The organism is Halorientalis litorea, assembly GCF_023028225.1.
GTDB lineage: Archaea > Halobacteriota > Halobacteria > Halobacteriales > Haloarculaceae > Halorientalis > Halorientalis litorea.
The window spans coordinates 2,718,595-2,739,516 of sequence record NZ_CP095482.1 but is presented as its reverse complement, the minus strand read 5'-3'; the positions used below and the strand labels follow the sequence as shown (position 1 = coordinate 2,739,516).

The window sequence follows — 20,922 nt, the reverse complement described above, 5'->3', positions numbered from 1 at the left end:
TTTCTGCCGCAACGTTTCTAACTGCTCGGCTATAACTACTAGTATGTATACTACATCCGGTCTCTTTCCGTGCGATTCTGTCCCCGGCGGCACCACGCTCATGTGTTCCGGGCCGCCGATGGTCGGCAAGCGGGAGTTCTGTCTCCGGTTTCTGGCGCAGGGGGCCGCGGACGGCGAGGTGGCCGTCTTCGTCTCGACGGACGCGGGAGCCGACAAAATCCGGCGGGAGTACGCACGCCACAGCGACCACCCGGACCAACTCGCAGTCGTGGACTGTACCGGCGAACCCGACTCCGGTGCGGCCGACGACTGGACGCACTACGTCTCGTCGCCGGCGGACCTGACCGGCATCGGTGTCGGCGTCTCCACGCTCCTCTCGGAACTCGCCACGGACGGGACCGCGACGGGAATTCGGGTCTGTCTGTCCTCGTTGACTTCGTTGTTCCTCTACGCCGAAGCGGAACGCGTCGGGCAGTTCCTCCACGTCCTCGTCGGACGGCTCGCGACGGCGAACGCGCTCGGCCTGTTCGCAGTCCAGACGGACACGCTCGGGGACGAAGCCTTCGGGCAGGTCCAGACGCTCGTCGACGGCGAACTCGCGCTCCGAGACGGCGAGAACGGGACGGAGGCCCGAATCCGTGGCCTCTCTGACGTGGGCGAGGAGTGGCAACCCGTACCCGACTGGAGTCCCGAGCCAGTCGGCGTCGGCACGACGGCGGAGTCGGAGGGGACGACCGAACCCGAGAGCGTCCCGGTGTCGCTGAAGGCTGTCATCGACGACGTGGCGACGGAGCGGCCGCAACTGACCGTGTACAACTACGACGGTGACCCGACCCGTCTCGCGGCCCTCGAATCCCACTGCGAGACTATCAACGTCGCGTTTCGCGAGACGACGTTGCGCGAGGACACCCCGCACAACGTGGCGATGCTCCACCGCGGTTCGGACCTCATCGGCGCGGAGCCGGTTCAGTCGCTGTTGGCGTCGTTCGAAGCCGTCGAGGGGGACATCGAGGCTCCGGAGACGGACGCACGGGCACTGCTGACCGACCTGAGTCGCTCGACGTTCGGTGCCCGCGGTGCCGACTGGGCGTTCCTCGTCGACATCAGTCACGTCATCGAGATGGAGGCGTGGCGGGCCGGGAGCGGGACGCTCCACGCCGGGTTCCAGCGACTGTCGAACCTCTGGGGCGACGACGAGGCACGGCGCGTCTACCGGCGACTCGCGGAGAGCGGCGTGGAGGTCCACGTCTACGGAGCACCCGACACGGACCCGGAGGAGTGGGATGGAGTGACGACCCACCCGACGACGAACGAGGAAATCGGTACTTCGTGGTTCGTCGTCTACGACGGCGGGGGAGACCCCGAGGGGAGAGCCGCGCTCCTGGTCCAGAAGAGTGGCCCCGGGACGTACGACGGGTTCTGGACGTATCGGGCCGACCTCACCGACCGCATCGCGAACTACGTGGCAGAGCGGTACGCGACACCGAACGGAAAGCACCACAGCGGACTACAAGTGACTTAAACGACTATCGTACACTCCAGAAACACTTTATCTGGAGTGTCTGTACGTGTGCCTGTTCGTATGAAGCCCTCCAAGTGGCCCGGAAGCGACCAGTCGGACGAGACGTCGAACAGGTTCACGACGAAGCGACTCACAGCGATACTGCTGCTGGCCGGGGGCACGCTCCTCGTCGCCGGGCTGGTCGCTGGCCCGGTTGCGGGAACGGGACTCCCCGGAGACACCGGCGCGACACAGCAGGCCACGTTGACGCCAGCCCCGGTCCAGACGAGCGGGTCGGCGAGCGGCGGCGGCAGTGCCAGTGCCAGCGACGCCGGTGGTGCCGTCAGTGACCCGGTACAGGACGCTCGCGAGGTAGCGTACGGTGACACCATCAGGAGCAGCATCGACGACGACGACCCGCAGTCGGAGTCCTACCGCGGATACCACGAACCACTCACCTTCGAGGGGTCTGCGGGTGACGTCGTCGGCGTCGAGATGCGGGCTGGCTACCGGGGAACGGGGGGCGAACCGTACCCGCCGCGGCCGCCGCGACGCTCGGACGAGGGTCGCCCCGCCGACCCGTACCTGTTCGTCGTGGGCCCCGACGGTGACATCATCGCCGAGAACGACGACACCGAAAACGGCCTGAACGCGGCAGTCCGTGGCATCGTTCTTCCCGAGGACGGCGAGTACACCGTCGTCGCCGCCGGGTTCCGCTCCGAGGCGACGTTCGACTACACGCTCCGACTGCAGACGCTCGACACCGAGGGTGCGGACCTCCGGTCTATCGACCTCAACAGCACCGAGACGGGTGAACTCGACAAGACGGACCCGTACGACGAGGACCGACGCGGGTTCTACGAACCGGTCACCTTCGACGGTGATGCCGGGCAGACGGTCCGCATCGAGATGGGGTCCCAACCCGGTGATACGTACCTGCAACTGCTCGACCCGAGCGGGACTGTCGTCGCCGAGAACGACGACAGCGACGGTCTGAACTCGACCATCGAGCGAGTGACGCTCACCGAAGACGGCGAGTACACTATCGTCGCCACGAGTTTCAGCCGTGAGGACACCTTCCCCTACGAGCTATCGGTCGAAACCGTCGGGGCCGGGACGGACGCGGGGCCGGACCTCCGGAGCATCGCGCCCGGCCAGACCCGTGAGAGTCGCATCGAAGAGAACGACCCTCGCGCACCGTTCCTCCGTGGCCACTTCGAGCCAGTCACCTTCGACGGCCAAGCGGGCGAGGACGTGACCATCGAGATGGAGAGCGACGACGATTCCTATCTCATCCTCTACGGTCCGAACGGCGACGTCGTCGCCGAGAACGACGACCACAGAGGCCTGGACTCCCGGATTCAGACCCCGCTCCCCGAGGACGGTGAGTACACCATCATCGCGACCAGTTACGACCGGGAGGCGACGTTCGACTACTCGCTGTCGCTGTCGGTCGAAGAGGATGTGGACCTGAGTGCCGACCTGCGGAACATCGAGTACGGCGAGACCCGTGAGGGTGCGATAAGCGAGGACGACCCCGAATCGCGGGCCTATCGCGGGTTCTACGAACCGGTCACCTTCGACGGCGAGGCAGGGGACGACATCACCATCGAGATGGAGAGCGAGGACGACACCTACCTCATCCTGTTGGCACCCAACGGCACTGTCGTCGCCGAGAACGACGACTACCAAGGCCTCGACTCCCGGATTCAGACCACGCTCTCGACGGACGGCGAGTACACCATCGTCGCCACGAGTTTCAGTCGTGAGGCGACGTTTGCCTACGAGTTGTCGCTCGGACCGTCCGGCGGGTCGATGGCGTAGTACGGCGGTTTCACTCTTCGTTCGCTCGCTGTGTCGCCCGTCGTAGGATACCGCGGAGCGTCTTGACTTCGCGGCCGGTCGGGTGTGCCCGGCCGAGCAGTCGCCGCCAGAGTCGCCCGGCCTTGGCACGTTTTGGTTCCGGGTGGCCGATGCCGACGAGCATGTCCGCGAACTGGTCGTGGAGGGCTTCGATTTCGCGCTCGTCGGCCCGCTCGTGTGCTTCTTCGGGGTGTTGTGTCGCGTCGACCGTCAGCGACCGGAGTTCGTACAGCACCACCGTCGCCGCCTGTCCGAGGTTCAACACGGGATAGTCGTCGCTGGCCGGGATGGAACACACTCGGTCGAGGCGCGCGAGTTCGTCGTTGGTGAGACCGACGCGTTCGCGGCCGAAGACGATTGCCACGTCGGTGTCGACGCCGCGTAACTCCTCGGTGAGGTCCGCGGGGGTCAGGAACGGGTACCGGACGTGGTTCGTCGCGTCCTCGTTCGTCGTGGCCGTACAGCCGACGGTGTAGTAGTGCTCGACGAGGTGGTCGAAGGTGACAGTGTCCGCTTCGGGGAGTACGTCCTCGCGGGCTTGACCGGCGAAGCCGTAGGCCTCGCCGTCGGGGTCCAGTTCCGGCGGGTCCACGAGCAACAGGTCCCCGAGGCCGAAGTTCTTCATCGACCGGGCGATGGTGCCGACGTTGCCCGGTTCCGTCGCGCCGACCACCGCCACCGAAATCATAGGTCGAGGTCGTCCAAGTCGACGCCGAGGTCGTCCAAGCTCTCGTCTTCCATCTTCTCCAGTTCCTCTTCGAGCGACGGGAGTTCCTCGGCCGGGTCCGGGTCGGGAATCTCGTCGGGGTCGGTGTTGACGTGGTCGAGGCTCCCGTAATCCTCGGGTGCGCGGCCGCCGTCGGCGAACCACTCGTGGAAGGCGTCTTCGAGTTCGGTGTCGCCGGCGTACGCTTTGCCGCCCGCCTCGCGGAACCAGTAGAGGAAATCCGGTTCATGGTCCGTACAGAGCAACACCTCGCCGAGCGGTTCGCCGTAGATGACCCGCGCGACGTTGCACTGTTCGATGTCCTCGTCGCCGTGAATCAGGTAGCAGGCGTCACAGGGTTCGCCCATCATCGCGGCGAGGCGAACGATTCGCTCGCGGGTGTCCGGTTCCATCGTCCCGAGCGGTCGGAGGTCACCGTCCGCGTCGAACACCTCCGACTCCTCGAACCGCCATCCACGCAAGCCGATGTTGACCTTGCCCATAACCGACGTAGCCGAGTGACGGGCATAAGCGGCGCGGGTTTCCCCCAGCGATTGGGGTTCATCTCGCAGCCTGTGGCCGAGAACGAGAGCACAACACCGTTCGTGGGTACACAGGGCCGAGCGGGGGCATGCTCTCCTCGATCGCGGTCACTTACCACGGGACCGAACTGCGGTTGCTCGAAGACGCGTCCGAGACGCGACGACGTGACAGCTCACACGCTCCGGCACAGCGTTGCCTACCGGATGCTCCACCAGCTTACGACGGGTACATCCGCTACAACGTCAGGAGTCGGCTCAGGCACTCGCGGCTGGCGACGACCGAACAGAAGTACGACCACTCCGACACGGTGTAAGTCGTCGGAAGATACAATACGATAAATTCACTATGAATTAGTATGAGCCGAACCTCAATCCCGGTTGATTCCGAGACGAAAGACCGACTCGACGGACGAAAAAGAGACGACGAGACGTGGGACGAGTTCTTGATGCGAGTGACTGCCGATGAAGAACCCATCAAGGCTGGAGCATGGTCAGAAGAAGGGGCAGAACGCGCCAAAGAGCGAATCCGAGAATCGCGAGAGGAGTGGGACGACCGCCGATGACGTTTCTCGATTCGTCGGCCATCATCGACTACCTGCAAGGTTCGGATTACGCAGTCGAGTATCTTGATGGGCGTGAACCGTTTTTCACTTCGACTATCTGCGTATACGAAGTGATTCAGAACAGGCTCGGGTCAGGGACGACCGACATAGAGGGGTTGCGCGGTGATTTTGGCGGGGTTCAGGCCCTTGATTTAACAGAGGAAATAACTCTTGAGGCCCTTCGGCTCCAAGACGAAGTGATGAGCGACGGCGACCGTCTGACGACACCAGACGCGCTTATAGCCGCCACCGCCCGCTCAACTGGTGCTGAGTTCGTGGTCGCCGATTCTGACTTCCAAACTTCCCACCTCGAAGACCTGATGACCGTCACGAACCTGCACGAGAACTGACCGCCCGAAGACCGCGCAGTGAAAAGTGTAACGCATGGCTAAGCATATTTCTGGAGAGTATGCCGGTGGTAGTTGCTCTTAGTCGGTTCCTCGGCGTAGCACCCGAATTGTAACAGATCCGGCCTGCCACCCCGCTGGATACGTCCACTTCTTGAAAACCGTGCTGGCCTTCAGCCACGACCGGCACCGAGTAGCCCGGAGTATCCTCGACGCCGGGTCAAATTGCACGCGGCATGTTCCGGCTACGTGTGTAGAACGAGGATCAGAAAATCTCGACGCCCCTCCCTGCGTGAGCGTCCCTAACTCGCCTTCTGCAGAGCTAACCCAACGAACTGACGGCCCAGACACTCCACACCGATTTCAGGAGTTCGAGTATGTGACAGATGTCAGACGCTCACGGGCCGAGACGGGCGTGCGGGGGCAACTCACACACCGAGAGCGGAGATTTGCCGTCTGACTAAGAGAAAACTTATGGCAGATGCGCATGAACTTCCGCGTGAAAGCCGAAAGGGCACCCGGGTAGGGGTACCAGGTCGTGCCATTTCGGCTCGTCCCGATTTATATAGGCGTCGAACACCGAGCAACAGCTATGGATTTCGAGGCGTGGGAGCCAGTGTACGAGTCAATCCTCGCGGACTTCGGGTTCGGCCGGGGGGCGGACAGGCGCGCGCGCGACGTACTGGCCGACCTAGTCGCTCCGTTCGATACTGCACGCGTGGACTTCGACGGTGCGGACGTGGCGATTGCCGGGGCCGCCCCCTCGCTCGAAGCCGAGGCAGACGCGGCCGCGGCCGCCGACGCGGTGGTTGCAGCGTCGTCGGCCGCCGACCGCCTCCAGTCGGCGGGCGTCGGCGTCGACTATCTCGTGACGGACTTCGACGGTGCCCCAGAGCGGGCGGCCCCCCTCGCGGAACAGGGCGTCACCGTCGTGGCGCACGCCCACGGCGACAACGTTCCGGCCGTCGAGCGGTACGTCCCCGAGTTACCGAGCGGGCGCGTCCTGCCGACGACGCAGGCCGCACCGGCGGGACCAGTCGAGAACTTCGGCGGCTTCACCGACGGGGACAGGGCGGCGTTCTTCGCCGACCACTTCGGCGCGGACAGGCTGAAGTTCGTGGGCTGGGAGTTCGAGGACCCGAACGTAGACGGGATGAAGGCACGGAAACTCGCGTGGGCCGAGCGACTCCTCTACTGGCTGGAACGCCGCCGGAATGAGCGGTTCGGTCTGCTCGACGGCAGGCGCGCGGGCATCGACACTGACCCGCTCCCGGTCGACGGCTGACGGCAGTCAGGCGAACCGGCGGTCGACCTCTTCGAGCGTCCGCTCCACGACGGTAGCCTCCGCCGCTTGGAGTGCTCGCACCACCTCGTCTGTGTACTCGATTGTCACTGTCGGGAAGCCGATGGAGAACAGTCCCGGAACGATGTCGCCGGTGTCGACAGCCACGTCGAACCGGAAGGCGTCGGGGTACTCCCGAAGCGGGTCGGTGAACGTGAAGTGCTGTTCCACGAGGTCGGTCGCGCGTTCGTAGTCGATGCTGTCCTCGGCCGCCGCCCAGAACTCCGACTCCGGGGAGTCGACGAGGGGTTGTGCGGCCTCGATGAGGTCACGCTGACGGGTCAACAGAGCCTCGACGATTTCCTCCCGTCGCTGTTCGGACACGTCATCGCGCAGTTGGTGGTAGTAAACCTCATGTTCGAGCACCGCGTCGCGATACTCCGCGAACGTCGCCCCGTCGTCCTCGGCGTAGTCGAGCAACACGCCGAACTGCGTCGTCACTTGGTTCCGGTAGTCCGCCAGTTCCGGCTGGATGACCTTCCGGTTGAGGCGGTCGCTGTTTTTGAGGAGGTTGCTGACGAGGCGGCTCCCGACGTTCGAACCCCCTTGCAAGGCCGCGACGACGTCGAACTCCGACAGCGACACCTCGATGATGTCGTCGATGAACTCCTCGAACGTCTCCTCGACGGCCTGCCGTGTCATGGCCGTCACTTGGAGCTACCCCGTCCTAACGCTGGCGGGTGATTCAGGGAACGAGAACGACCTTGCCGCTCGACTTGCGGTCCTCGATGAACTGGTGGGCCTCGGCGGCCTCGCTCAGGTCGAACTCGTGCCCGACGATGACCTCGAGGGCACCGGTTTCGAGTTGCTCGGTCAGGTTCGGCACCGCGGCCATCACGCGGCCGGGGTCACGGTACATCGCCTGTCCGAGGTGGTAGCCGATGACCGTGTGGTTGTTGAACAGGAGGTCGGCCGTGTTCGGCTGTCCAGGTTCGCCGGAGGCAGCCCCGAACGAGACCATCCGGCCGAAGTGCGAGAGTGCCTTCAGGCTCTCGGTGGTCGTCTCGCCGCCGATGCCGTCCAACACGAGGTCGACGCCGTCGCCGTCCGTCGCGTCGTTGACAGCCTCCACGAAGTCCGTCTCAGTGTACTGGATGGGGTGGTCACAGCCCAACTCTTCGGCGAGGGACAGCTTCTCGTCGGTGGAGGCGGTACCGAACACCTCGGCACCGGCGTTGCTGGCGAGCTGGACGGCGGCCGTCCCGACGCCGCCGGCGGCGGCGTGTATCAACACTTGCTCGTCCTCGGTCAGGTCACCCCACTCGAACAGGCAGTTGTGGGCGGTGAGGAACTGTACCGCAAAGCCAGCACCCTCTGAGAAGGACATCCCGGAGGGGATGTCGAACAGACCGGCGGCGTTGGCGTTGGCGTACTCGGCGTAGCCACCTTCCTCGACGAAGCCCATCACCTCGTCGCCGACGCTCCGGCCGACGCCGTCACCGACGGCGTCGACGACGCCCGCGACTTCCATCCCCGGAACGTACGGTGGCTCCGGTCCGCCCTGATAGTGACCCCGCCGCTGCATGATGTCCGCGAAGTTGATGCCCGCGGCCCGCACCTCGATGCGTACCTCGCCCGTCCCCGGCTCCGGTTTCTCCTCGTCAGTGATTTCGAGTGTGTCGCTGTCGCCGAACTCCGTTACCTCTGCTACCTTCATAGATTAACAATGGTAACCACGGAGTATAAAAATACGCCATGTCGGCTCGGTAAAACACGTCGGGGAAGTGTCGTGTGTAGCGGCCAGTGCTAGCGGCGGCTACGACATACGTTTAAGATGGCGCGGCCGCAGACTGGAAGTATGCCTCACGACTGCTCGTTTCTGACGGAGATTCTCCCCGACGCGCAGGTGTCGTTCGGTGATTCGGACCGCGATGACCACGCCGCCGACTGGGCGGCCGAACAGAAACAGACCGGCGTGACCCCCGACGCCGTCGTCTGGCCCGAATCGACCGACGACGTGTCCGCGGTCCTCGCGGCGGCGAACGACCGGGGCGTCCCGGTCACCCCCTACGCCGCCGGGACGAGTCTGGAGGGCAACGCCGTCCCGGAGTACGAGGGTATCAGCATGGACCTCACCCGGATGGACGAGATACTCGACGTGCGGCCCGACGACTTCCAAATCGACGTGCAACCGGGCGTCATGGGGTCGGCCGTCGACGAGGCCGCGGCCTCAGACGGCCTGTTCTTCCCGCCACTCCCATCCTCGGGGGACATCTCGACCATCGGCGGGATGATAGCCAACGACGCCAGCGGGATGCAGACGGTCAAGTACGGCGAGGTGGCCGACTGGGTCCTCGAACTGGAAGTCGTGCTGGCGGACGGCTCCGTGATTTCGGCCGGGTCGAAGGCGGTCAAAACGTCCAGCGGATACAATCTGAAGAACCTCCTCATCGGGAGCGAGGGGACGCTCGGCGTCGTCACGCGGGCGACGCTCGAACTCGAAGGGCGGCCCGAGCAGATACGGGGCGGCCGGGCCATCTTCCCGACGCTCGACGACGCCACCGAGGCCGTCTTCGACGCCGTGCGCTCGGGCGTCGACGTGGCGAAAATCGAACTCGTGGACGACGTGAGCGCGATGATGGCAAACGACTACCTCGACTTGGACCTGCCCGACACGCCGATGACGTTCGTGGAGTTCCACGCCAACCACGGCATCGAGGAGGAAATCGAGTTCTGTCGCTCTATCTTCGAGGCCCACGACGTAGACCAGTTCGAGATGGCCGACGAGGAGTCGATGGACGAACTCTGGCAGGCCCGGCGGGAACTGGCGTTCGCTACCCGCTCGTGGGACCCCAAGCAGTTGCCGATTCACGCGGGCGACGTGACGGTCCCCATCAGCAAACTCCCGGACATCATCCGCTACGCGAAGGAACTCGGCGAGGAGTACGACAAGACAATCCCCTGCTTCGGCCACGCCGGCGACGGGAACGTCCACTACAGCGTCCTCGTGGACTACTCCGACCCAGAGGACGTGGCGGAGGGCGAGGAAGTCTACGGGAAAGTCGTCGAGCGTGCCATCGAGATGGGTGGGACCTGTACCGGGGAACACGGCGTCGGGCGCGGGAAACGGCAGTACCTCGAACTCGAACACGGCGCGGACAGCGTCGAGGCGATGCGGGCGATAAAGCGCGCGTTCGACCCCAAAGACACGCTCAACCCCGGGAAGGTGTTCCCCGAGACTGCCGACGGCGAGCGGGTGCGAGCGAAGTCAGACGATTAAAGCCCCGGCCACTCGTTGTGCTGGTTCTCCTGCGGTGCGTCGACATCGGCCATCGCGCCGGGCGGCAGTTTGACGGACACCGTGGTGCCGTCGTCGGTTTCGATGAACGTCACGTCACCGCCCAGTTCCGTGACGCCCCACGAGACGACCCACAGACCGATGCCCGTCGTGTGTTCTAAATCGGTCTCTTGTCCCATCTCGACGGGCGTGAGTTCCGACGGGTCGATGCCCGGCCCGTTGTCGCTCACGTCGATGACCGGTGCCTCACCCGTCTCGCCGCGGTGGACCGAGAGTGTCACGCGTGGCGTCGCCGCGTCGTTGTGCTCTATGGCGTTCTCCGCGAGGTTCGAGAGGACGAGCGAGAGGATTTCCCGGTCCGTCCGGGCCAGCGTCGTCGTCCCCGTCTCCGTCTCGACCACCGCGTCCGGGAAGCGTCGCCGGAGGTCGGTGGCGATTCCCCGGACGAGGTCCGCAAGGTCGACCCGCTCGTTGCTCGGTTCGGTCCCCCGGAGTCGCTCGAAGTCGTACGCCTTCTCCCCCATCGAGAGGAGTTTCTGCCCTCGTTCGCGTACTAGCTCGGCTGAGTCTTGGACCTGTGCCTGTTCGCTCGCGTGGTCTATCAGGTCCGCCTGCCCGACGATGACGTTCATCTCGTTGCGGAGGTTGTGCCGAAGAATCCGGTTGAGAACCGACAGTCGTTGCTCGCGCTGGAGTTGGTCGGTGATGTCCTGCAACACGACGGTGTGGCCGACTGCCGTCCCCGCCGGGTCGGTCAGCGGCGAGACGGCGACGGCGAACTCGCGCCTGCGTCCGCCCGCCTCGGTCACGACGGTGTACTGGTCGGCGTCGTTGCTCACCGTGACCGGAACGATGTCCGTGACGGGCGTGCCGAGGACCGTCTCCTCGCCTATCTCGAACGTCGACGCCGCGGCGTCGTTGACCTCCACGATTCGGTGTTCGGGGTCTAAGATGAGAATCGGACTGGCGATGTCGTCGACGACGGAGCGTTCCGCCGCTCGGCGGGTCGTCGGGTTCGTCTCGAACATTCCAGACCCGACGAATGCGTAGCCGTCGAGTGCGGCGTGGGCGATGAAACAGACCGGCGCGAGGTTGAGGTACGGCACCGGCCCGGTTCGGAACAGCCACAGCAACAGTGCCGCCGAGGGCGCGAGCGTGCTCAACGCGACGGCAGTCGCCTCACGGCGGTAGAGCGGCCCGTAGTTGAACACCGTCTCGATGAGGATGAGGACGCCGGCGGCGGCACAGCCGGTGCCGCCGAGGACGACCAGAAACCCCCACGGCTGTATGGTGTACGTGGCGATTGCGAGGCCGAACTCGGACGTGATGTCGAAGTTCGACCACAGCAGCCCGTAGGGGGACATCGCCAGTGCCAGCACCGTCGTCACCGCCGGAACCACGAAGACCAGCGAGAACAGCCAACTTCGAACGATGTCGCCACGACCCGTGTAGTCGAGGCTGAACGCGAAGAACAGCGGGCCGGTCCAGAATATCCCGACCCACGCGACACCCTCCAAAAACTTCCGGGCCGTCGGGTCCGAGACGACGAGGGCGAATCCGTAGGCGAAACACCACAGTGCCTGTGCGGCGAGCGTTATGATGAACCAGTCCGCACCGGGTTTCCCGCGGTGGCGAGCGAGATACGCGACGAGGACGAGCGTCGCAACGCCGGCGAGGAGAGACCCCCCGACGACCGCGGTCCCCACGGGACTGCTCGGCAGTATCACCGTGGGGGAGATTTCACTGGCGACGACATAATTCCCCGGTATCCGGCGGTGCCCGGTGGGTTCCGGCCGCTCAGTCGTGGACGAGTACGTCCAGCACGTCCGGTCCGTCGCTGTCGAGCGCGTCCTCGACGGCCGGCGCGATTTCGTCCGGTGTCTCGACCAGATGCCCGCGCGCACCGTGGCTCTCGGCGTTCTTCACGAGGTCGACGGGCGGTTCGAAGTCCATCCCGACGTAGTCGTGGTCGTCGTCGTCGCCCCCGAACATCTTGATGGTGTTGTCCTTGAGGATGCGGTAGTTGCGGTTGTCGGGCACGATGACGGTCAAATCGAGGTCGTGACGCGCCGCCGTGTAGATAGACTGTGGGTAGTAGAGATACGACCCGTCCCCGATGTATCCGATGACGTCGCGCGGGTCGTCGGTCAGCGATTCCGCCAAGGCCGCACCGACGGACGCGGGCAGTCCGTAGCCGAGGCCGCCGCCTTTGTTGGAGATAAACTGCTCGGGTTCCATGTCGTAGCGCAGCAACAGCGGGTACTTCGCGGTGATACCTTCGTCGACGATGTAGGCGTCTCCGGCAACCTCCGAGAGCGTGTCGACCAGTTCGTGTTTCCCCGCGCGGGTGTCGCCCTCCGGCCGTTCGTCGACGCTCATCGACTCGATGGTCGACGCGAGAGCCTGCTTGGTCGTGTGGACCTCGTCGAGACGCCGCTCTCGCTCGTCCTCGGGCAAGCGGTCGTCCAGACGGTCGGCCAGTTGCTCCATGACCAAACCGGGGTCGCCGACGACGGCGGCGTCGGCGGGTTGGTTCTTTCCGAGTTCCCACGCCTCGTCGCTGATGTGGATGCAAGTCGTGTCCGGGTCGACGAGGTCGTCGTCGTGGCGCATCAGCGTCGTGTTGGTCGACGTGCCCGCGAAGACGATGGTGTCGCTACTCATGAGCATGCTCGCCACGCCCTCGTCGGGTGCGATGTGAGACATCCACTGGTCGTGACGCGTCGGGAAGTTCACCTCACAGGCCAGAATCTCGCCGTGGACGCGCGCGCCGGCGGCCTCCGCGAAGTCGACGGTCGCCTCGACGGCGTCGGTCCCCGAGCGGGCGATGTGGTCCCCGACGACGAGGACCGGGTCGTCCGCCTCGACCAGCAGGTCGGCGGCCCGGTCTATCTGTGCGGCGTCGCCCCGGCCAGCGGTCGGAATCGGCCCGAGCGGTTCGATTTCATCGGGGTCGGTCTCGGCCAGCATCGTGTCCATCGGGAGGCCGAGGAAGACGGGACCGGTCGGCGGGGTGAGTGCGACGCGGAAGGCGCGCCGGAGCATCGTCGGCAGGGCGGCCACGTCCAGCACTTCGTCGCTCCACTTCGTGAACTGGTCGACCATCTCCTCCAGTTCGCCGTGCAGGAGCGGCTCCTCGTGGCGGAAGTCACGCTCGTGGTTCCCGGCGGTGATGACCAGTGGCGTACCCGCGAAGTCGGCGGCGTAGGTGTTACCGATGCCGTGGGCGAGGCCGGGCGTGATGTGGAGGTTGACGACGCCCGCGGGCATCACGCTCTCGTCGTGGTGTGCTCGATACCGGCGGGTACTCGCGTAGCCCGACGCCATGCCGACGGCGATGTCCTCGTGGAGTCCCAAGACGTACTCCAACTGGCTGTCGCTCAACGCGTCCATCACCGGCAGTTCCGTCGTCCCCGGGTTGCCGAACACGTGCTCGACGCCGTACTGCTCCATCGCGTCGACGAACAAGTCGGCACCCGTGTAGCTGTCTGTCATGGAGATAGTCGTTGTGGCGGGGCACGGGCAAAATAGTTAACTGACGGTCGGCGGCGGTTTCACCTGTTTATCTCGGGGCAAAATCGCTGAACAGTGGTAATCGTTCGCGCGAATCGCTACTCTCGTCGTGCGGCGGGCGTGACGACGCGGGGAAGCCGTCCCATCTGTGTCAGGCCGAGGCCCAGCAGTGCGAGCGTCGCCCCGGCCACTTGTAGGACCGTCGCCATGTTCGGCCCCAGCGCGAACGCGAACGCCGGGGCGTACATCGCAACCAGCGCGAGGACGAGATACGCCAGCCGATGTAGCGTCCCAAGCACGTTCCGCCCGTCGTAGCCGATGGTGACGGCCGTCAGCGCGATGACGCCGACGAACACGCAGAACACCGAGATGGGCGTTCCGGTAACCGTCCAGTTGACGAGACTGTCGTTGACGATGAGCGCGTACGGGACGAGAAAGCCCGCGGCACCGATGCGCAGTGCCTGCTTCGCCGATATCATGAACCCGCTGTTGGCGATGCGGGAGCCGACGGCCACCCCGACAGCGACCGGCGGCGTAATGGCCGACAACATGGCGAACCAGAACACGAACAGGTGGGCCGTAATCTCGACGACGCCGAGGTCGACCAGCGACCCGGTCAACAGCGTCGCCACGAGGATGTACGCGGCGGGCGTCGGCATCCCGAGACCGAACAGGATGCTCGTGACCATCGCCAGAAACAGCACCACGACGAGGACACCGCCGCCGAGCGCGACCATCTGCGTGCTGATTTTCCCGGTCAGGCCGGTTTCCGTGACCATCGCGATGATGACACCCATCGCGGCCAACACGCCCACGAGGGGAGCCATGTCGAGCGCGCCCATCTTGAACCCGCGGAGGGTGGTGTAGACGGTGCGGCCGAGCGTGACGCCGGCCCGTCGGAGCGCGCCGGACTGGCCGCCCGCCGCCGTGGCACCCTTGTCGGCACCGAGCGGTCCGTCGACCAGTTGGTCCCGGACCAGCATCGTCCCCATTATCGTGATGACTGTGTACAGGCCCGCCGACATCGGCGACAGTTCCATGATGACGAGCGTGTACAGCAGGACGGCCATCGGGATACCGAAGTGACCGCCGTCGAAGAAGGCAGTCAGCGCGCGGACGAAGTCGCTCCCGACGCTCTCGTCGGCCCGCGTGAACAGGACCGACTGCAGGAGACGGACCGCGACGAGGACGGCCGCAGTGACGGCCGCCGAGGACAACAGCCCCAGTCCGAGCAGTCCGATTTCCGCCCCGGTGCCCGGAACTTGGAGGACATCCAAGCGCGCGACGAGGAACGCGGCGAACAGGAGCAGGAGGTAGCCAACCTTCTTTACCGTCCTCGTGCTGAACAGCGATGCTGTCAGCCGACGCTCGGTACCACGCTCCGTCGTCCACCCGTACCGCAACACTGCGAACTGGACGGCCACGCCGACGCTGAAGTAGAACAGCAACGCCGGGATGACGGCGGCCTGTATCACCCGGACGTACGAGACGCCGATGATGTCGGCCATCAGGAACGCGGCCACGCCCATGACCGGCGGCATTATCTGGCCGCCCGAGGAGGCGACGCTCTCGATTGCCGCCGCGAAGTCCTTGCGGACGCCCTGCTTTTTCATCATCGGAATCGTGAACGACCCGGTGGTCGCGGCGTTGGCCGCCGCGCTCCCGGTGATGGACCCCATGGCCATGCTGGAGAGGACGGCGACGTGGACGACGCCGCTTTTCAGGTTCTCGCCGAGTTTCTGGCCCAGTCCGAGGATGAAATCGAGCGCGCCGTAGGCCCGGGCGAGACCAGCGAACATGATGAAGACGGCGACCCACGTGGCACCGACTTCCATGATGAAGCTGAACGCGCCTTTGATGCGGACGGCTCCGAACGTCGCCACGTCACGGAGCTCGAACCCGGAGTGGGCGAGAAAGCCCGGCAGCGAGGGGCCGGCCATCGCGTACGCGACGGACGCGACGGCGACGAGCGCGATAGAGTAGCCGTACGCGCGGCGGGTCGCGTCGACGGTGAGTGCGACGACGACCAATCCGACGTAGAGGTCGAGCGGTTTGAACCCGAAGACGATGGCGTCACGGGAGAGTCTGAAGAACTCGGCAGTGACGTACGCGCCAACGACGAGTGCCGCGACGGCGGACACCAGACAGACGAGTGCGTCGAGTCGCCGGAGGAGTCGGTGGCGGGCGTCGGCGTCAGAGAGCGTGTCGACCGGCGATGGCAGGGAGGCCAGTGCCGTGGCGTCGAGACCGATACGCCCGAATCCCACGTCGAGGAGCCGTGAGACGTGGGACATCAGCTTCGTGTCCGACCTGTCGTCCGGGTCCGACACTTTGTCGAGTGCCCGCGAGAGGTAGTACAGCGCGGTGCCGACGCCGAAGAAAATGATTGCGAAGCGCGTGCGCACGATGGGACGCTCCCACGCGAAGTACAGTGTCCCGGCGGTCAGGCCGACGGCCATGACCGTGATGAGTGCGACGAGTAGTTGCTCGCCGAGTGGGCGTTCCCGGAACTGTGCGAACACGTCCGTGGGGTGGGGTACGTCGGATTCGAGTTTCGTTTCGCTCATGGGGTAGGATACCTCGTACTGTGTCTGTGGAGGTGGGGGTGACCGCCTGCTGTTCGGGGGTTACTCGCCGACTTCGTAGTCGTCGTTCCAAACGCCCTTGTCTTGGTAGAACTCGGCGGCGGCGGGGTGGAACGGGAGCGTCGAGTAGCCGTTCTCGGTCCAGAACTCGCCGTCGGCCATCGGGCCGAGCAGGGCGTTGTCTTCGCCGAGGCCCTCACGCTGTTCCCAGAGGGTGTCGAGGAACGTGCGGAGCGTGTCACCGTCGAAGTCGTCACGGACGACGAAGTTGTACGCCAGTGCGGGCGTGTTGAGCGGGTTCGGAGCGTACCCGAAGTTCTCGAACTCGCCGGTGTCGACCTGACTCATGATGATTGCGGGGTCGTCTTCGAGGTCCGAGAGTACGTCGTCCGGGAACCCGAGCAGTCGCAGGTCGACGGTCCCTTTCATCTGCTGGAGCCAACCGGGTTCGACGGAGCCGTTGATGAACGTCCCGGCACCGACGTCGAGGCGGCCCTCGCTCATCGCACCGCCCTGTCCGCCGTAGTCGATGCTGACACGCTCGTAGTCCTCGGTGACGTACCCGAGAGCGTGTTCGAGCATCTCGGCAGTCCCGGACCCGCGCGGTGTCGGGGAGACACGGGACCCGGATTCGATGTCCGCGACGGTCTCCCATCCATCGTTGGCGGTACAGAGGAACCACTGGAGGTCGTACAGGTGGAACACCTGATACGGCGTGTAGTCGAGGTCACCGAACGGGTCTTCGCCGTCGGCTATCTTGCTCGCCGTCCAGTTCTGGACGTAGGCGATGTCGGACTCGCCACGGGCGAGGCGGCCGACGTTGGCGTTGGTCCCCTCGCTCGGCCGGGCGGAGACGTTCACCGTGTCGTTGTTCTGGTTGACCGCGTTGGCGATGACCTGACTCATGGAGTAGGCCGCCGTCGTCTCCGTGGACGTCGTCATCACCATCTCGCCGTCGGCACCGGGAGCGGACCCCCCGTCGCCGCCACCGTCGCCGCCGCCGTCTCCGTCACCGCCCCCGTCGCCACCACCGCCGTCACCGTCGCCGCCGCCGTCCCCGCCGAAACAGCCAGCGAGTGCCATCGTTCCAGCAGCACCGAGCGTCCCCTTCAAGAACGTTCGTCGTGGTGACCGCGTTTCGTCTGTATTCTCACGCATGGAAACCCAATTAACATTTATCGGTAATATACTCTTTCATCTAACCGTTGTAAATGAGTATCGCCAACATATCTGTAGTGACAGGCTCACGACCGGCCGCTAACACCCTGACGACTGCGTTTTACTTAAATTACCCCGTATAACGTGCACAATATATTGGCCGGGTAGCTACGTTGCCCGCGACGGTACCCGGAATGAGTGTACTCGACGACTTCAAACTCGACGGCGACGTTGCACTGGTGACTGGCGCGGCGGGTGGCATCGGGGGCGCGTTCACCGAGGCGATGGCGGAAGCGGGGGCCGACGTTGTGGCCGCCGACATCGACGCCACCGGCGTGCAGGACCGAGCGGAGCGAATCAGCGAGGCGACGGGCGCGAACGTCCGGGCCGTCGAAGCGGACGTAACCGAGATGGCGGAGGTGGAAGCGATGGTGCGGACGGCCGTCGACGAGTTCGGCGGCCTCGACGTCGCGTTCGCCAACGCCGGCGTCTCCACCTTCGGTGGCGGCGTCGATAGCTACGACATGGAGGCGTGGGCGGACCTCATCGACGTGAACCTGACCGGGGTGATGCGGACCTGCAAGGCCGCAGTCAACGCGATGGCGGATGGGGGCCGCATCGTCAACACCGCCTCGATTCTCGGCCTCAACGGGACACAAGTGCCGGGGTTGGCCGCCTACTGCGCCTCCAAGGGCGGGGTCATCCAGTTGACGCGGCAGATGGCCGCGGAGTTCGGCACCGACGGCATCCGCGTCAACGCCATCGCGCCGGGGTGGATAGAGAGCGGGATGACGGAGATGTTCATGGGCAACGACGCCATCACGGAAGAACTTCTGAAGATGATGGCTATCAAGCGGTTCGGTGACCCCGCGGACCTCAAAGGGACCGCGCTGTACCTCGCTAGCGAGGCGTCACCGTACACCACCGGCGAAGTCGTCCTCGTGGATGGCGGGATGAACGCCTTCCACTAAGGCGCGAGTGCGTCTATCGTCGCCCGAATCTGTTCCTGGTCCGCACCCCGCGGCGTCGAGACGTTGATGGCGTCCAGCCCGTCGATACCCTCGAAGGCTTCGAGCCGGTCGCGCGCCTCCTCGGGTGTGCCGGCGACGGTGATTTCGTCCAAGAGGTCGTCGTCTAAGGCGGCCATCGCGGCTTCCCGGTCGCCGTCCGCCCAGTGGTCGGCGATTTCGTGCGCCGTCTCCTCGTGGCCCTGTCGGGCGAGACTGTCCCGGTAGTAGGTCCCCATGCCGCCGATGTAGAAGCAGGTGTGCTGTCGGACGAGTTGTCGGGCCGTCTCCCCGTCCTCGGAGACACAGCAGGTCAGCGAGAGCGTCACCTGCTGGTCGGCGCGGTCACGGTCACCCAACTCGGCCCCGTGTTCGAAGTCGTCCATCCGCTCTCTGAGGCCGTCTTTCGTGAACATCAGGGCGTGCCACCCGTCGGCGAACCGCCCGGCGAGTTCGACGGCCTTCGGTCCCATTCCGGCCGCGTCGACGGGTGGTACCGGGTCCGGGGGGTCACAGCGGAGGCGGAAGCCCGAGAGGTCGAAGAAGTCCCCGTCGTACTCGACTTCCTCGCCGGACACGACCTGCTTGATGATGTCGACTGTCTCGCGCGTGCGACGGAGCGGCCGCTCGAAGTCCATCCCGTGCCAGTTCTCGATGACGATGGGACCGCTCGGCCCGAGGCCGAGGCGGAAACGACCGTCCGCGACTTCCTGTAGCGTCGTCGCCGTCTGGCCGACGAGCGCGGGCGACCGCGAGTAAATCGGCATGATGGACGTCCCGATGCCGATGTCCTCGGTGCGCTCGGCGATGGCGGTGAGAGTCGTCACCGCGTCACGGCCCCACGTCTCCGGCAACCACGCGCGGCCGTAGCCCAACTCCTCGGCGCGCTGTGCTTGCTCGACGAGTGTGTCCACACTCGGCTGTGCGGCGACCGGCAGGAAGAGGTCGCGTATCATACGCTCTCACCGGCCCGCGGTGGGAAATAACTTGCCGCTTCAGCGGGACCGCTCCGGTTCCCGGTCGGTATGTCCCGTCGCGGTACCGGTGGTGTCTTCGGCCCGCTCGATGTCTTCCAACGTCTCCGTCTCCAGCAGTCGCTCGACTTTTCGCTCGAACTGTTCGTCCGTGAGTTCACCACGCGCGTACCGCTCCCGGAGGGTCTGTAGCGACTCGTCCGTCTCGGCCGACCGTCGCTCGTCGGGTTCCACGGAGGTGGCGTCGGTGTCCCACCACTCCCGGAGGTCCGAGTCGTCCCCGAACAGGAGCGCGGTCAGCGGGACGACGACGACGTAGCCGAACAACATGAACGCGAGCCACCAGTCTTGGTTCGTAAACAGGGCGGCCAACCAGATGCCCGTCACCAGCGTCGAGACGACGCCCGTGGCGTTCTGCGAGAGACGCCCGAGTGGCGAGGACGCGACCATACGCGGTCCGTGAACGCCGACAGAGATAAAACGGTGTCCCCGGCCTCAGAGGTCGGGGTCTTCCATGATGTCCGGCACGCCCTTCGCGGTGATGGTCTCCCCGGTGATGTACGAGGACGCCTCACTGGCGAGGAACTGCGCGATGTCGGCGATTTCCTCCTCCAGTCCGATGCGCCGGTCGACGTTCGACCGGTCGATGCTATCCGCGCTGACGCCCATCTGCGTCTCGACACCGGGCGTGGCGACGAACCCGGGCGCGATACAGTTGACCCGCACCTGGTCGTCGGACCACTCGAAAGCGAGCGTCTTCGTCAGGTTGACGACGGCGGCTTTCGCGGCCGCGTAGTGACTCATGAAGGGCGCGCCGTCCTGTCCGGCCACGCTGGCGAAGTTGACGATTTGCCCCCCGTCGCCCTCGCGCATGACTTCGCCCGCGGCCTGCGTGCAGTGGTACGTGCCGTGGAGGTTGATGTCCACGATGGTCTTCCACCCGTTCTCGCTGATGCCCTCGAAGTTCGCCATGAACGAGGCACCGGCGTTGTTGACCAGCGTGTCGACGCTCCCGAACTCCTCGACGGTGGTCTCGACCAGCGCGTCCACGGCGTCGCGGTCGGTCACGTCGCACTCGACGGGGATACACTCCCCGCCGTCCTCGGCGTTGATTCCCTCGGCGACTTCGTCGACTTTCTCCTGCTCGCGCGAGCAGATGACCACGTCCGCCCCGTCGTCGGCGAACCGCTCCGCGATAGAGCGACCGATTCCCTGTGACGCCCCCGTGACGAGTGCCGTCTGTCCCTCGACAGCGAACTGCTCTCTCATCGAACATCCCCCGCAGTTGTCGTTTCCATTGTTAATCTCCGTTCGGGTTCTGTTCACCGTCGGTAATAAATGTGGGTGTACCGCGACGTGACCGCCGCACCGCCCTGGACTCGGGACGCTGGGCGAGGCAGAACGAGGCCGCCGACGACTGGCCGGACAGTTGGTCCGGCAGTATCCACACCCGACTGTGGCCACGAACCGCGAATGATGTTAAATATACAGCCGTATATGAGGTGCTGTGTTAATACCAAATTCCGCTCGCCTACCAATGTTAT

18 protein-coding genes and 1 pseudogene are annotated in these 20,922 nt (G+C 65.2%); 8 read left to right on the top strand and 11 right to left on the bottom strand.

From position 1 onward, the window contains the following. Window positions 1–43: 43 nt before the first annotated feature. The gene (locus tag MUG95_RS14610; RefSeq protein WP_247008954.1) at window positions 44–1,522 is read left to right on the top strand and encodes a DUF7504 family protein; all 1,479 of its coding nucleotides are present in this window, start codon (window positions 44–46) and stop codon (window positions 1,520–1,522) included. A gap of 60 nt (window positions 1,523–1,582) precedes the next feature. After that, the gene (locus MUG95_RS14605; protein WP_247008953.1) at window positions 1,583–3,325 is read left to right on the top strand and encodes a PPC domain-containing protein; all 1,743 of its coding nucleotides are present in this window, start codon (window positions 1,583–1,585) and stop codon (window positions 3,323–3,325) included. A gap of 10 nt (window positions 3,326–3,335) precedes the next feature. Here the strand turns inward: MUG95_RS14605 and MUG95_RS14600 are convergent, their stop codons facing one another. Next, a complete protein-coding gene (locus MUG95_RS14600) occupies window positions 3,336–4,052 on the bottom strand; it encodes an RNA methyltransferase (protein ID WP_247008952.1) in 717 nt (238 codons plus the stop codon). Next, window positions 4,049–4,573, bottom strand: a complete 525-nt coding sequence (locus MUG95_RS14595; RefSeq protein ID WP_247008951.1) for a DUF8114 family protein — start codon at window positions 4,571–4,573, stop codon at window positions 4,049–4,051. Before MUG95_RS14595 ends, MUG95_RS14600 begins: the two co-directional genes overlap by 4 nt. Window positions 4,574–4,771: 198 nt before the next feature. Here MUG95_RS14595 and MUG95_RS14590 point away from each other — a divergent pair. From MUG95_RS14590 to MUG95_RS14575, 4 genes and pseudogenes are all read left to right on the top strand, one after another. Beyond that, window positions 4,772–4,926, top strand: a pseudogene (locus MUG95_RS14590) (tyrosine-type recombinase/integrase); the annotation flags it as partial. 42 nt (window positions 4,927–4,968) lie between these two features. Next, window positions 4,969–5,175: a DUF7557 family protein gene (locus MUG95_RS14585; protein WP_247008949.1), complete on the top strand. Its 207-nt coding sequence runs from the start codon at window positions 4,969–4,971 to the stop codon at window positions 5,173–5,175. Further along, window positions 5,172–5,564: a PIN domain-containing protein gene (locus tag MUG95_RS14580; protein ID WP_247008948.1), complete on the top strand. Its 393-nt coding sequence runs from the start codon at window positions 5,172–5,174 to the stop codon at window positions 5,562–5,564. Before MUG95_RS14585 ends, MUG95_RS14580 begins: the two co-directional genes overlap by 4 nt. A 589-nt stretch (window positions 5,565–6,153) precedes the next feature. Next, on the top strand, window positions 6,154–6,846 hold the full coding sequence (locus MUG95_RS14575) for a 6-hydroxymethylpterin diphosphokinase MptE-like protein (protein ID WP_247008947.1): 693 nt from the start codon (window positions 6,154–6,156) through the stop codon (window positions 6,844–6,846). 6 nt (window positions 6,847–6,852) lie between these two features. Here MUG95_RS14575 and MUG95_RS14570 read toward each other — a convergent pair whose 3' ends face one another. Together MUG95_RS14570 and MUG95_RS14565 are read right to left on the bottom strand one after the other, a co-directional pair. After that, entirely contained in the window at window positions 6,853–7,545 is a 693-nt protein-coding gene (locus MUG95_RS14570; RefSeq protein ID WP_247008946.1) for a hypothetical protein, read from the bottom strand. 43 nt (window positions 7,546–7,588) lie between these two features. After that, window positions 7,589–8,560 (bottom strand): quinone oxidoreductase family protein, encoded by a 972-nt coding sequence (locus tag MUG95_RS14565; protein ID WP_247008945.1) that lies wholly within the window; start codon window positions 8,558–8,560, stop codon window positions 7,589–7,591. Window positions 8,561–8,701: 141 nt separating this feature from the next. Here MUG95_RS14565 and MUG95_RS14560 point away from each other — a divergent pair, with 141 nt between their 5' ends. Next, complete coding sequence (locus MUG95_RS14560; protein WP_247008944.1) at window positions 8,702–10,123, top strand: FAD-binding oxidoreductase; 1,422 nt, start codon at window positions 8,702–8,704, stop codon at window positions 10,121–10,123. Here MUG95_RS14560 and MUG95_RS14555 read toward each other — a convergent pair. The 4 genes from MUG95_RS14555 to MUG95_RS14540 form a co-directional block, all read right to left on the bottom strand. After that, window positions 10,120–11,868, bottom strand: coding sequence for a sensor histidine kinase (locus MUG95_RS14555; RefSeq protein ID WP_247008943.1), 1,749 nt, complete (start codon window positions 11,866–11,868; stop codon window positions 10,120–10,122). The genes MUG95_RS14560 and MUG95_RS14555 overlap by 4 nt on opposite strands. 70 nt (window positions 11,869–11,938) lie before the next feature. Beyond that, the gene (locus tag MUG95_RS14550; protein ID WP_247008942.1) at window positions 11,939–13,636 is read right to left on the bottom strand and encodes a thiamine pyrophosphate-binding protein; all 1,698 of its coding nucleotides are present in this window, start codon (window positions 13,634–13,636) and stop codon (window positions 11,939–11,941) included. A 116-nt stretch (window positions 13,637–13,752) separates the two neighbouring features. Next, a complete protein-coding gene (locus tag MUG95_RS14545; RefSeq protein ID WP_247008941.1) occupies window positions 13,753–16,221 on the bottom strand; it encodes a TRAP transporter permease in 2,469 nt (822 codons plus the stop codon). Between the two features lie 60 nt (window positions 16,222–16,281). Continuing rightward, complete coding sequence (locus MUG95_RS14540) at window positions 16,282–17,397, bottom strand: substrate-binding domain-containing protein (protein ID WP_247008940.1); 1,116 nt, start codon at window positions 17,395–17,397, stop codon at window positions 16,282–16,284. Between the two features lie 194 nt (window positions 17,398–17,591). Between MUG95_RS14540 and MUG95_RS14535 the strand changes: the two genes are divergently transcribed. Then, a complete protein-coding gene (locus MUG95_RS14535; RefSeq protein ID WP_247008939.1) occupies window positions 17,592–18,368 on the top strand; it encodes an SDR family NAD(P)-dependent oxidoreductase in 777 nt (258 codons plus the stop codon). Here the strand turns inward: MUG95_RS14535 and MUG95_RS14530 are convergent. Genes MUG95_RS14530 through MUG95_RS14520 form a run of 3 tightly spaced genes read right to left on the bottom strand, consistent with a single transcriptional unit; the run spans window position 18,365 to window position 20,647 of the window. Then, entirely contained in the window at window positions 18,365–19,360 is a 996-nt protein-coding gene (locus MUG95_RS14530) for a TIGR04024 family LLM class F420-dependent oxidoreductase (RefSeq protein WP_247008938.1), read from the bottom strand. The two genes, MUG95_RS14535 and MUG95_RS14530, sit on opposite strands and share 4 nt — an antisense overlap. Window positions 19,361–19,399: 39 nt before the next feature. Then, complete coding sequence (locus MUG95_RS14525; protein ID WP_247008937.1) at window positions 19,400–19,828, bottom strand: SHOCT domain-containing protein; 429 nt, start codon at window positions 19,826–19,828, stop codon at window positions 19,400–19,402. A 45-nt stretch (window positions 19,829–19,873) separates the two neighbouring features. Beyond that, window positions 19,874–20,647, bottom strand: coding sequence for an SDR family NAD(P)-dependent oxidoreductase (locus MUG95_RS14520; RefSeq protein ID WP_247008936.1), 774 nt, complete (start codon window positions 20,645–20,647; stop codon window positions 19,874–19,876). Window positions 20,648–20,922 lie beyond the last annotated feature (275 nt).

Bases quoted from the DNA above. Each gene is read 5' to 3' on its own strand.
- MUG95_RS14610 (WP_247008954.1), top strand. From the start codon at position 44: ATGTATACTACATCCGGTCTCTTTCCGTGCGATTCTGTCCCCGGCGGC.
- MUG95_RS14605 (WP_247008953.1), top strand. From the start codon at position 1,583: ATGAAGCCCTCCAAGTGGCCCGGAAGCGACCAGTCGGACGAGACGTCG.
- MUG95_RS14600 (WP_247008952.1), bottom strand. From the start codon at position 4,052: ATGATTTCGGTGGCGGTGGTCGGCGCGACGGAACCGGGCAACGTCGGC.
- MUG95_RS14595 (WP_247008951.1), bottom strand. From the start codon at position 4,573: ATGGGCAAGGTCAACATCGGCTTGCGTGGATGGCGGTTCGAGGAGTCG.
- MUG95_RS14585 (WP_247008949.1), top strand. From the start codon at position 4,969: ATGAGCCGAACCTCAATCCCGGTTGATTCCGAGACGAAAGACCGACTC.
- MUG95_RS14580 (WP_247008948.1), top strand. From the start codon at position 5,172: ATGACGTTTCTCGATTCGTCGGCCATCATCGACTACCTGCAAGGTTCG.
- MUG95_RS14575 (WP_247008947.1), top strand. From the start codon at position 6,154: ATGGATTTCGAGGCGTGGGAGCCAGTGTACGAGTCAATCCTCGCGGAC.
- MUG95_RS14570 (WP_247008946.1), bottom strand. From the start codon at position 7,545: ATGACACGGCAGGCCGTCGAGGAGACGTTCGAGGAGTTCATCGACGAC.
- MUG95_RS14565 (WP_247008945.1), bottom strand. From the start codon at position 8,560: ATGAAGGTAGCAGAGGTAACGGAGTTCGGCGACAGCGACACACTCGAA.
- MUG95_RS14560 (WP_247008944.1), top strand. From the start codon at position 8,702: ATGCCTCACGACTGCTCGTTTCTGACGGAGATTCTCCCCGACGCGCAG.
- MUG95_RS14550 (WP_247008942.1), bottom strand. From the start codon at position 13,636: ATGACAGACAGCTACACGGGTGCCGACTTGTTCGTCGACGCGATGGAG.
- MUG95_RS14545 (WP_247008941.1), bottom strand. From the start codon at position 16,221: ATGAGCGAAACGAAACTCGAATCCGACGTACCCCACCCCACGGACGTG.
- MUG95_RS14540 (WP_247008940.1), bottom strand. From the start codon at position 17,397: ATGCGTGAGAATACAGACGAAACGCGGTCACCACGACGAACGTTCTTG.
- MUG95_RS14535 (WP_247008939.1), top strand. From the start codon at position 17,592: ATGAGTGTACTCGACGACTTCAAACTCGACGGCGACGTTGCACTGGTG.
- MUG95_RS14530 (WP_247008938.1), bottom strand. From the start codon at position 19,360: ATGATACGCGACCTCTTCCTGCCGGTCGCCGCACAGCCGAGTGTGGAC.
- MUG95_RS14525 (WP_247008937.1), bottom strand. From the start codon at position 19,828: ATGGTCGCGTCCTCGCCACTCGGGCGTCTCTCGCAGAACGCCACGGGC.
- MUG95_RS14520 (WP_247008936.1), bottom strand. From the start codon at position 20,647: ATGAGAGAGCAGTTCGCTGTCGAGGGACAGACGGCACTCGTCACGGGG.